General features: G+C 61.6%; 8 protein-coding genes. 2 read left to right on the top strand and 6 right to left on the bottom strand.

Features of this window, described 5'->3' with window-relative positions:
* Together ABD866_RS11615 and ABD866_RS11620 are read left to right on the top strand one after the other, a co-directional pair.
* The gene (locus ABD866_RS11615) at nt 1–1479 is read left to right on the top strand and encodes a DHA2 family efflux MFS transporter permease subunit (RefSeq protein WP_345065000.1); all 1479 of its coding nucleotides are present in this window, start codon (nt 1–3) and stop codon (nt 1477–1479) included.
* A 579-nt stretch (nt 1480–2058) separates the two neighbouring features.
* Nucleotides 2059–2826, top strand: a complete 768-nt coding sequence (locus tag ABD866_RS11620) for a class II glutamine amidotransferase (protein WP_345065003.1) — start codon at nt 2059–2061, stop codon at nt 2824–2826.
* 233 nt (nt 2827–3059) lie between these two features.
* On the opposite strand, the gene ABD866_RS11625 is transcribed toward ABD866_RS11620, so the two are convergent.
* The 6 genes from ABD866_RS11625 to ABD866_RS11650 are packed head-to-tail and all read right to left on the bottom strand — an operon-like array spanning nt 3060 to nt 11533.
* A complete protein-coding gene (locus ABD866_RS11625) occupies nt 3060–3530 on the bottom strand; it encodes a type IV pilin protein (RefSeq protein ID WP_345065006.1) in 471 nt (156 codons plus the stop codon).
* A 32-nt stretch (nt 3531–3562) separates the two neighbouring features.
* Entirely contained in the window at nt 3563–8344 is a 4782-nt protein-coding gene (locus ABD866_RS11630; RefSeq protein ID WP_345065009.1) for a pilus assembly protein, read from the bottom strand.
* A gap of 24 nt (nt 8345–8368) precedes the next feature.
* Complete coding sequence (locus tag ABD866_RS11635) at nt 8369–9238, bottom strand: pilus assembly PilX family protein (RefSeq protein WP_345065012.1); 870 nt, start codon at nt 9236–9238, stop codon at nt 8369–8371.
* Between the two features lie 5 nt (nt 9239–9243).
* Nucleotides 9244–10299, bottom strand: a complete 1056-nt coding sequence (locus tag ABD866_RS11640; RefSeq protein WP_345065015.1) for a PilW family protein — start codon at nt 10297–10299, stop codon at nt 9244–9246.
* Nucleotides 10296–10913, bottom strand: coding sequence for a type IV pilus modification protein PilV (gene pilV, locus ABD866_RS11645; protein ID WP_345065018.1), 618 nt, complete (start codon nt 10911–10913; stop codon nt 10296–10298). Before pilV ends, ABD866_RS11640 begins: the two co-directional genes overlap by 4 nt.
* Before the next feature lie 2 nt (nt 10914–10915).
* Complete coding sequence (locus ABD866_RS11650) at nt 10916–11533, bottom strand: GspH/FimT family pseudopilin (RefSeq protein WP_345065020.1); 618 nt, start codon at nt 11531–11533, stop codon at nt 10916–10918.
* Nucleotides 11534–11862: the final 329 nt, after the last annotated feature.

Below are 11862 nucleotides of genomic sequence, written 5' to 3' on the forward strand. Positions count from 1 at the left end.
GTGACCCACCCACCGGGCTCCGCCGCCGCGCTGCGGGCGCAACACGGCGAGCGCTACCGCTGGCTCTTGCTGCTGGCGGTGATGGTCGGGACCATGGCCTCGATCATGTCCTCGACCATCGTGAATGTGGCCATTCCCGACATGAGCCACCACTTCACCCTGGGGCAGGAGCGCGCCCAGTGGGTCACCTCCGGCTTCATGGTGGCCACCACGGTGGCCATGCTGACTACACCCTGGCTGCTGTCACGCTTTGGCTACCGCCGCACCTACACCGGCGCCATGCTGGCGCTGCTGGCGGGCGGCATCGGCGGCGGCCTGGCCGATTCATTTGCGGGCGTGCTTTTGGCCCGCGTGGTCGAAGGGCTGGCGGCCGGCGTGGTCCAGCCGATTCCGGCCATCATCATCCTCTACGCCTTCCAGCCCCACGAGCAAGGGCGCGCGAGCGGCATCTTCGGCATGGGCGCGGTGCTGGCACCGGCGCTCGGGCCCAGCATCGGCGGTCTGCTGGTGGACTGGTTTGGCTGGCGCTCGATCTTCTTCATGGTGGTGCCGTTCTGCCTGGCGTCGCTGTGGCTGGCGCGGCGCTATGTGCCAGTGACGGCTCCGGGCGGTGCCGCCGCCGGCAGCGAGGGCGCAGCACTGGACTGGCGCGGCTTGGCCCTGGGCACTGCGGGCACCTTGTGCCTGCTCAACGGACTGGTGGCGCTGCACGCAGGGCCCGTTGCCGGGGGGGCGGGCCTGCTGGGGGCCGCGCTGCTCTGCGGCATGGCGTTTGTGGCCTGGCAGCGCCACCGCCAACGCACAGGCCGCACGCCGCTGATGGACCTGCGGCTGTTCAAGGTGCGCGCATTCGCCATGGGCAGCGTGGTGGCCTTCATCTATGGCACTGCGCTGTTCGGCTCCACCTACCTGGTGCCCGTGTTTTTACAGATGGGCCTGCAGCTCTCGGCCTCGCACGTGGGCACCATCATGCTGCCGGCAGGCATCGTGCTGGCGGCCACCATTCCAGTCGCAGGGCGGCTGGCAGACCGGCAGCCCACCCACCGGCTGGTGATGACAGGTCTCGCGCTGCTGGCGCTGTCGTTCGGGCTCATGCTCACGCTGCGGCCGTCGTCGCCATTGCTGTGGCTGGTGCTGTTCACCATCATCGGCCGCATCGGGCTGGGCTTCATCCTCCCCTCGCTCAACCTGGGCGCCATGCGACCGCTGGACCGCAGCCTCGTGTCGCAAGGCTCCAGCGCGATCAGCTTCATCCGCATGCTCGGCGGTGCCGCAGGCGTGAGCCTGTGCGGTGTGGTGCTCGAATGGCGGCTGTCGGCACACGGCGCTGCGCTGGCCGCGGCAACGGGCCACAACGACACCGCGCGCCTTGCGGCGTTCGGCGAGACGTTCGCGATGCTCACGGCGCTGTGCCTGCTGGCCCTGCTGGCAGCGCGCCAGCTGCGCCCGACGCTACCGTCTGGCAACCAGGCGGCCTAAATCGGCGAACCATGTGGAGCGCGCGCAGCCCGGGCCTGGCGGGCCCCTGCGCGGCGATCAGCGAAGGCCTTGCCCACAGTGGCCTGGCTCCCCGTTTCGGTGATGGCGCGACTGCCCGGAACACCACCACCAGCATGGCCGGTCTGCAGTGCGCCCGGGGCCAGCGCCTTGGGTGCTACCGGGCTGCGGCTCAGGCGGCACGGCACGGCACGGCACGGCACGGCACGGCACCAGAGTACATCCGACGCACGGATGCGGTCTCTGCCGCGCGGCCATAAGGCCCCACACGGCAAGCAGGGCCCCATGTAATCACCCGGGCCCATCCGCTGCCCACGACATCGCGTATCCGGCGTCGGCCACGGGCTCTGGATCCAATCGATGGCTTGTGCTTTTCCAGACTGGATCTATTGCTATTACTTATATAGCAAGAGAGTCCAGACGCTTGTGCCAACACACATTCCGCCCATTCCGCCCATTCCGCCAACAGCTACAACGAGCGTTGGCGCGACCTGCGGCACGCAGGATGGACAATGTCGAGGCAAGCGCTTGCCCATTGCAAGCGCCATGAGGAGACACCGCATGTGCCAGCTGCTGGGCATGAACTGCAACACGCCGACCGACATCCGCTTCAGCTTCAGCGGCTTTGCGCAACGCGCAGGGCGTACGGGCGATCACACGGACGGCTGGGGGATTGCGTTCTTCGAAGGGCTCGGCGTGCGCCATTTTGTGGACCACGGCCGCGCTGTGGATTCGCCGATTGCCGATCTGATTCGGGAGTATCCGATCCGCAGCGAGAACGTCATCGCGCACATCCGCAAGGCCACGCAGGGCACGGTACAACTCGCCAACTGCCACCCGTTTGTGCGCGAGCTGTGGGGCCGCTATTGGGTGTTCGCACACAACGGAGATCTCAAGGACTTTCGCCCACGCCTGCATGCGCATTACCGCCCCGTTGGCCAGACCGACAGCGAGCATGCGTTCTGCTGGATCCTGCAGGAGTTGTGGAAGTCGCACGCGGGCGTGCCAGACCGGCAGGAACTCACGCGCACCCTGCGCGAACTGGCCCAGCGCATCGCGCCCCACGGCACGTTCAACTTCCTGCTGTCCAACGGCGACACGCTGTGGGCCCATGCCAGCACGGCGCTGCACTACATCGAGCGTCGCCATCCGTTTGGCAAAGCCCATCTCTCAGACGACGACATGAGCGTGGACTTTGCTCAACAGACCGCCCCGGATGACCAGGTGGCGGTCGTCGTCACGGCGCCTCTGACGACCAATGAGCCATGGCAGGCGCTGGCACCTGGCGAACTGGCGGTGTTTGCGAAAGGGACCCGGCAGCGCGCCTGACAGGGTTGCGGCGTCCGGAGTGCCAAGGCCGCGCCCCGCGTGGCTAGAAAAGCCGAGCCACGCACCCGGTCTGGTGGCTGACGGCAGAGTGCCGCAGGGCGGATGCAAAAGGCCTCACAGAAAGCGAGGATCGGCCGGCACGCCTGCGCAGCCAAGGCCCGTACACAGCGGTCGGGCCGCGGCCTACCGGCCTTGACCCCGACCGACCAGCAGCACCGCGACGTCTGCGAGTGTCAACGCCAGCAGTCCCGGACGGCTGCGTCCACGGTGGAATACTTGGACGAGTTGAAGGTGCCCGAGGCGATGGACTTCTGCCCGGTGTTCGTCAACGTGAAGTTGCCGCACTTGTCAGAGATCGCAACTCCGGCACGCGACGCAGTCAAGGTGTACGTGTTGCGCGCGGCGTTCACCGAAAGGTTGTACGCCACACCGCCCTCACCGGGGCGCGGCGAGGTCCGGAAGGGCTGGCTCGCAAACACAGTGCCCACCGCGGTGCCACTGGCCGTCTGGTCGTAGCGATAGCTTTCGCTGTAGAGACGCTCCATCCATTGCTGCGCCGCCAACAACTGGGTTTGAGCGTCTGCACGCCGCCCGCGCGCTACATGCTCGGTGTAGTTGGGCACGGCAATGCTGGCCAGGACGGCAACAATAGCGACCGCGATCATGACCTCGATCAGCGTAAAACCCAGTTGCTTGCGTTGCATAAAACGACCTTCTTGTTGATCCCCTGAAACGTTCAGTCAAACGTCCGGGTGTTCGGCACTTCGCGCCACTGGCGTCGCACCGCGCGCCACACCTCAGCCAGCGACGCGTCGGTATTCTGCCCAATTGCTGTGATCGTACCCTTCTTGCCGTTGCCCAGCACCTTGAGGCCCGGCACCACCTTCTGGTCGGCCACATTCTGTCCCACCTTGTTGACCTTGACCGTCACGCTGCCCACCACCACGTCGACGGTGCCGAGGATGCTCGAACGGGGGGTACCGGAAACAGGGTCGAGGGCATACAACGCGCCATCCGGCGCCGAGAAACAGCTATTGGAAGAAGCCGCAGAGGGTCGAACCGACGTGAAGAACAGCGTACCGAAGCGATTCTCGGCGGTGGTCAGCACCATTTCGTTGTTGAGCGAGGTCGAGCTGGACAAGGGCACGAAGTTGAAATACCAACCGTCGTGGGTGTCCTTGTTGAATGCCGTTGCGCCAACACTCACATACACAGAGCCATCAGACGTCCGTACGAGAGTGCGCTGCAGCAGCGTGGACAGATTGCTGTTGACCGGTGATGCTGTGGCCCAGTTCGCCTTGTCGTAGATGCTGTAGAAGCGCTGTGTCTTGGTCGCGTCCGGGAAATCTCCGGCATTGATGGACTTGCCGGTTCCGAAGGCGATCATCACACCACCAAAGTCCGGGAACGACAGGGCTGGCGCGGCCGAGATCGAAAGTGCCTGGGTGCCGGACTTGGCCTCGAACATGGGCGCAGGCGTCGTGGTGCTGGGCACGGTGTACGCGGATCCCCACGAAGCAGTCGCCGCAGCCCGAACATCGAACTTCCAGAGTCGGCCTTGCAGGTCGGTGCCATAGACAACATCTGCCGTACCGTTGCCGTCCAAGTCGGCCCAGTTGACGCCCATCAAGCCGCCACCGCCCACGGTGTCCGTCGCGATCTTCACATAGTCGGTACCCGACACCCACGTGCCATTGGATCCACTCGGCCCATCGACGAACAGGATGTACAGGAAGCTGCGACCGTTGACCGAGCCCACCCCGTTGGGCATGAGCACGGCGTATTTACCGTTGTTCATGCGCGCGATCGGAATGGCCTGGTTACTCTGCGGATGCATCTTCGGATCGCCGAGCACGTAGCCCATGTCGGCATCGTCATCGGAGCTGAACATCCATTTGTAAATAGACGCGGCGTTGGACTGCGTAAGAGCCGAAGGATCGGTCACGTCCAGCGCGAAGAAGGCACGGCCTCCACGCCCCAGGCTGCTGAACAGGTAGGTCTTCCAAGACGAGGTCACACCACCTGTGCCCAGCAACACGTCGCCCGTGAAGGGGCTGCCGTCCATCCCCGCCTGGATGGCCGTCATGTCCTGCGAGAGAACGCGCGCGCGGCCGACGATGGGCGAGGGCAGATACGACAGGATAGGCTCGCCCGCGTTGCTACCTTCCGACTGGAACGCGTGCAGCATGCCATCGTTGGAGCCCACCCACAGAGGCCGGCTACGCGCCTTGTTGGCATTGGCAAAGCTCGCGTAGGTGGGCGTATTGGCGGGCAATGCCCCAATGTTCTTGGCAGACGGCCGCAACTGCAGCCACGGAGACGAATTGACGATGGAGCCCAGAATATTGCTGACGCGGCGCGTCCGCCAGATGCCGGTCGGCTTTTCACGGCTGCGGTCGCCACGCAAGTAGTTGATCAACTCGTCCGCCTGGGTGGTCGTGAGCGCACCGGCACCACTGCCGCGCAACGCCGCCATGTAGGCCGTCGAGAAGGTCGTGGCCGTCGAGAACGCTACCCCGGTCACGCCATCGTTTGTGATGACGGGTCTCGAGGTGGTCGAAGTCGCAGCAAGCTTTTGACCCGCATCCCAGCTCGGTGTTGCGGAGAACGCTCCGTTGGACAGCAGTTGATAGCCCAGCAGAGAGCCGGCGTTTTGCGCGGGCTCGAAGCTTGCAACGTACTTGTATCCGCCCGTGATCACCTGGGCTGACGACACTGCGGGCGCGGAGTTCGTGGTGTTGATGATTTGCTCAAGAGCATCTCTCAAGCGCTGCTCCAGCAGTTCCGGACGACGGGCCGCGAAGTATCCGTCCGGAATGCCATCCTGGCCAATGGAGCCGTCCGAGCGGTAGTTGTCCCAATCGAGCTGACTCGACGGCATGCTGACATTGCTGTAGGTGCCGTCGGCATTTTTCACGCTCGACTTGAAGTAGCCATACTTTCCGGCGTACCACAGGGGCTCTTTGATCAAAGCGTCCGACTCGCCAACCATGTTGAAGGTGTTCGTCACCAGGAAGTCTTCGTTCTTCACCGTGCAGTAACGGGGTTTGGTCGCATTGTTCGGGTCGCCAGTGTTGCCATCGCCAGTGACAGCGCACACCGTTTCGCCAAAGGTACGGGCTCCGGAAAAAATCCGGGCGCGGTAGGTCGCGTCACCGCACAAATGCTCGGTCGTACCAGGCATGCCCGTCAGCGCAACATAGTTCGAGTTGCTCCCGCCATGTTGATGGGTCAGATAACGGCCATCTGCTGAAGTGCCCCCCCTGGTGACGCCGACGATACTGAAGCCATGCGTCCCAGCCGCACCGCCGCACACGTTGGGAATGTCGGTGGTGATACGAATATCCCAACCAGAAGGCGAACTGGAGTTCGCGATCAGGTCGTACCGCAAGAACCCGGTGATGTCCATGTCATAGTCCCCCCCCATCAATCGGTCGTTCCACGTGACGATGAATGCGCCGTAAGTGGGGCCGGAGCTGACCGAGGCAAAGGTGAGGGGAGCGGACACATTACCGCCGTTTTGCACACTTTCAGGCGTGATGTAGACAAACTTCTTCGGGTTGGAGCCTGGCACCGGCACGTCGATGCGCGGTGCGCCGCCCGTCAGGGACGCGGCCATGGTCTTGACCTTCAGCGCGCCCTCCACCTTGTTCAGGTCGGGCGGAGGGGTACTGGGCGTTCGAATCCGAGTGGTGTTCCCATACAGAGCAGCCCCGGCAATCTGGTACGTGCCGCCCATGGCAGGCGCTTCTGGACAGATGCCGTTGACATCGGCCAGAGACGTGACGGTCTTTGCGGAGCAGGAGTTTTTGTCATCGGCCGCAGTGAGACCCTTGCCGCTGACGGAGCCCACAGAACGGATGGTGTTGTGGATACCTTCTGCAGCGCCGATCTGATTGACAAAGCTATCAAGCCCTGCCGATGAACTGGGCAGCGTGGTAAACGGTGTGCCGGCTTGGCCATCAAAGCTCAAAGCACTCGACGACAACGCCAGAATATTCAATGGGCGACACATCGCATTGCCAAAGGGCGCGCGAGCGGTGCTGGACGCAAGAGGGTCTTGCCAAGTCGCGACCGGAAGTCCGGCGTTTGCATCGTTGGTGGAAGACGATGGGTTGGTGGGCGAGGGAGTCGAGCCGTCGAATGCGTAGTACTGCAGCGCTTGCACCAGCATTTCCCCCATGGGATTGCCCCACGCCGGAAGATCCGTTTCACCAGATCCGCTGGGCGCAGCGGCGCCTCCATAGCTCGTGCCAGAGCGCCCAAACAGGATCATGGAGTCAAAGCTCTTGATGATTCCGTTGCCGGTAGCCCGACCATCGGCCAAGGTGGCGGCACAGCCCGAGGAGGGACTGTGGCAGAACACGCCAGTGGTTCGGTTGATCTCATCCTCGAGATCGCGAATGTTCTTTCGGAGAGCACCCGCCGTGTTTTTGCGGTCATAGCTTCCCGTGATCAGCCCAAACTCCGTTTTGGCCAGGGTGCTCGTATCCTTGGCATATCCAAACTCCTGCAGGAGGCCGTAGGGCTTGAAGTTGGTCGTAGAGGTGGCAGGAAACGGCTGGCAGCGCTCATCGCCGAGCAACGACGGATCACAGACGCGCACCTTCAGGTTCAGGTCTGGCCCGATTCCAGAGTACGTCGCGCCATCCTGTGTGCGCGATGGAATGGAGATTTCGTGGCGTACGCCGCCGTTGCCCTTGTCGGCATCAAAGTAAAAGCGGGCCAGCTTGGGGCCGAAAGTACCTTGATCGTAGTTGTCTGGCGCATCGCGCCACCGGCACAGCTTGATTTCCACCGTGGACCAGAACCGCACATTCCCCTTGACCAAGCGGATAGTCGGCTGTGAAGTCTTCGGATCCTCGCTCGAACCGGTCACGCAAAGGCTCAAGCCCGCATACACGTTGGCATTCGCACCCGTGGTCTTGGTCAGATCGGCCTGGGTAAAAGGCGTGTAGTCCCGGATGTCAGTGCCTTTGTAATACTTCACAAAGGAGTGCGCATCTTGAACAAAGCGCGAGCCCATTAACTCGGTTGTTCCGTTGTTATCGATCGAGCGAAATCCGCCGTACAGCATTTTTCGCACGATGTCCAAGCGGCTCATCGTGGACCAGTTGAGGAAATTGCCACTCCAATGACCCGTACCGCCACACACAAAGCGCCCGCCACTGATGGTGGCGCTTGCAGCTGGATTGAAGCGGCCATCGGTAGAGCTATAGGTGTAGCACTTGGTGGCATCAAAATACCCGTAGTACTTGAAGTCTGGCTTGTACGTCGTATCAATAACGCCGTCGTTGTCCAGATCTTCAAAGTCGGTGTACATCGGCCCAAACAGCGAGTGATCCTTGCTGGCCGCCAGCATCATCATCGGCGTAGAGCTGGACGACGAGATGTTCGGCGGAACCGCATTGGTCGGAATCGAGGTGAGCGGGGGATCCGCCTTCACCATGGACACGGAGAAAACGCCTGCAGCGACCACTGCCAATGGCAGGACGCGGAATGCATTGAAAAGCTTCATGGTGACTTTTCCTTTCGTGCTCACTTACCTCGCCGCCAAGGGCTTGAGGACGTGGTAGTAAGTCTGCAAAACGATTTCGACATTCGGCACATCCACGGTCGCCGTGTTGATGGTGGCAGACCGAGTAGAAGCACCGAAGCCTCGAGCCGTGACTCTGAAGAGATGACAGGAAGGAGCGGTGGCCGATCTTGATGCCGCTGCACTGGCCGTCTCGTCGGCACTGGCCCTGCTGGGGGTGGCCCCGGAACCAATGCCGATGGGGTTGGTGCATCGAAAGTCCTTGGTCTGGAGATTCGTGTCTTGCTTGGGATTGATGTACTCAATCAGGTATTCAGGTTGTCGTGCCACGCCCGGCAGAGCAGGAGTCCCGGTAAAGACGCCCAGCGACACAGCGCCCGTGAAGGTCGTACAGTTCAGTGCTCCGCCAGAGCGCGAGGGCTTCGTCGTGAGACTGTCGTTCCAGAGTCCGCCTTTGGTACGGGGCCACCACGGCTGGCCCGGATTGGTCGTTGTCGCAGCACTATACGCAACTTCATAGCGCGCCTGCGGCAAACGGCACTGTCCCGTCAGACAGGTATCGGTGAACTCGATGCCGTCGTCCGAGACCGTCGCTTCCGCGGTACGAAGCAATCCACCTCTGGTGCAGATGGCATTGGTCGCAGCAACGTCGCCATTGGTCATCCGCAGGTCAACTTCTGCGTCCCGCAGTGCGGCTTCAGCAGCTTGGCGGGCGACTTGGTATTCCATTTCATTGCGCGCCTGACGCTCGCCGAGGGTGGCATTTCGGGAGGAGAACACCGCCAAAGTAGTGAGCGACAGCAGGAAAATCAGTACGACGACAAGCACGACGCCTTGCTCCGGGCGGCGCTGCCGTCTAGGCACATGTTGCATCATGGACATCATTCATTGAGAGTGTTTTTCAGCGCGAACACCTGCGTATAGACGCGGCGCTCAACGCCATCGGAAAAAGAGCGTGCAGCTCCGTCACAGTCGGTCAAGGTGTAACTCGCAGGACCTTCAAGACGGGTGTTCTCAAGCGACCTGGCCATCAAGCAGACACGCACTCCGACAACGCTGCCCCAATTGGTGACACTCCCAGTGGCCAGGTACCGTGTGCTTCCAGTACCCGTTCGGGTGAGATACGAAAACCGCAATTGGTCAATGCCTTGCACAATGGGTTGGTATACGTTGACTGTTGCGACCGCGTCGTCGTTTCCATTGCCATTGCATGCCAGGCTGAACGTATTGATCGTTTGCCCCTCCTGCTGCAGCGTTGTGGACTGAAGCGTGTAGGCATTCGTCACAAACATTGGTCGCCGCGGGAGCAAAAACGGACGTGAGGCTGCCGTCGCTGAGGGGTGACTCGCATTTCGACGCGGCTCGTTCAGTGGATCGATAGCGACATCCTGGCGCTGGCAGTCGCCCCGCTGACCTACATCCAAGCCTTCGGCGTCATTGGTGTAGTAATTGATGACAATCGCGTCTGCCGGGGTGCTGGCAGCGTGCGCTGCGCATGCATATGCCGATCCAGCGCCTGTTCCAGTTCTTTCAAAACGCTGTCCAGCACAGCCAAATACTGGTGCCGTAAACGCTGCGGGAGCCGCAAATGTGCATAGTCCGTTCGCCGCTCCGCTTCGATCCAGACACGGATTGCCGTACCCATCAACCACGACCTCTGCTGCTGCAACTTGCTCGGGCCCAACCCGAATCGCGGGGTAGAAGCCCGCGTTCTCGATGTCGCGCCCGATGACCTCCATCGCAAATCGCGCGTTTTCGAACATCGCAGCCTTCTCGCTCAGGACCCGCTGGGAATTTCTCGTGGCCAGGTACACATAGGATGCAGCGATGACAACCGCCATACCGATGGCCATGGCTACAAGGAATTCAACCAGCGTGAAACCACGCGCGTATGACGAGGCAGCAGAACGGGGTGGAGGCAGGCGAGTCGGCATCATGGTACGAATCGAAGGTTGAGACACCGAACCCCTGCCGGTGCGGCAGCCGCAGCGGGACAGCAGCTCTGCTGCTCTATCGCGTTCATGGTGGCCACACACGTTGGTGCCGACTTGAGGGTGGCTGCGCCCACCGCGTCTGTATCGGTATTGTCTTTGTCGAACCACATGTAGGTAGCGACCATGCCTTGCGCAGCATCGCCGCTGATTTGCAAGGCCCCTTGCGGCATCTGCCGTCTTGCGGCACTGCGCATCTCCCATAAGTCAAACGCAGCGAGTTCGTTCATCGAACAATTGCTTCCTCCACTCGCAGCGCATGAGGGAGAGGGAGCCGTCAGGGTTGCAGACTGTTGTGCGGCCCAGTTATCAGAGTAGAGGTAATGAGCGGCCGAAACCGTCGCCGTATCAAAGTTTGCTCGAATGCGCGCGGTAAGGTCATTGAAGAGATACGTGACGCTCGAACGTGCCTCCACACCCAGTTGGTAGCGGGTGGTGGTGCTGAGCAATCCTGCTATGCCAAGCAGTGCGAAGGACAACAATAGAACTGCAACCAAGATCTCTATCAAGGTCACGCCAGTCTGGCGGCCTCGGACTTGAGTGCTTACAGGTCTCTTCATGGTCAGCCTCCAGAACAGTTGCTTAAGAGCTCCAGCACGCGGAGGCGACCTTGCTGGTTCAGGCAAAAGGTGCGGCCGTACGTGAAGTCCGCCGGCGACGCTGTGTCCGAGAGATTGAAAGCAGTACTGGTACCAAGCCTAGGCAAGCCGCGTGCATTGAACACTACCGCGCGGGTTGGCGATCCCCCAGGGCTCACTAACTGGTACCGCTGGTCAACAGCCTCGCGCGCCAGAATGATGTCTGCATTGCTCGAAGGAAGACCAGCGTAGTTGCCGCTGGAGGTTGAGCATGCTGGATACCTGAACACAATCCAACCCACCCCCCAGTTACTTCCGGTGTTGATACAGGTCGGCGAAGAACTCCCGGCTGTTGAAGACATGCACATGACAACACACTCATTTCGGTTGATGGCTTCGGTCCGGGCTCGCTGCATGGCTAGCGAAAAGTCGTTGCTCACAGCGCGGATGGTGGAGCGCACAACAAACTGCTGGATACTGGGGGCAGCCAGCGCACCCAGAATCGCGATCAAGGCGATCGTTACCATGAGCTCAATGAGTGTGAACCCCTTGAGTACAGACTTCCGTGACAACGCCGCGAAGTGGTCGATCCGTGTGTGCATAGGTGGATTATGAATGGCCGATCATCGGCCAGTCCGGTCAGTTCGTCCTATCAGCCAGACCGTTTATCAACGTCGTCGTCGCCGACACGACGGCTTAGGCGGAAGGCGGGATTTCGCCTGCCAAGCGTGCGCTGCGTGCAGCGACACTTCGGGCATGTGAGCACGCGACGCAAAAGCTTTGGAGCTGTTGCTCTCGCGAAAGCGGCTCGCTTGCATGCGAGGTACGGCCTGACGCGGCGGCTCGTTGGTTGTTGTTGCTATTGCAAAGCAAAAACCCCCTTCAGCTTGGGAGCTGAAGGGGGTTTCTGGGCTGTAAGAGCCTGACGATG

This window comes from Acidovorax lacteus (assembly GCF_039540375.1).
GTDB lineage: Bacteria > Pseudomonadota > Gammaproteobacteria > Burkholderiales > Burkholderiaceae_C > Acidovorax_G > Acidovorax_G lacteus.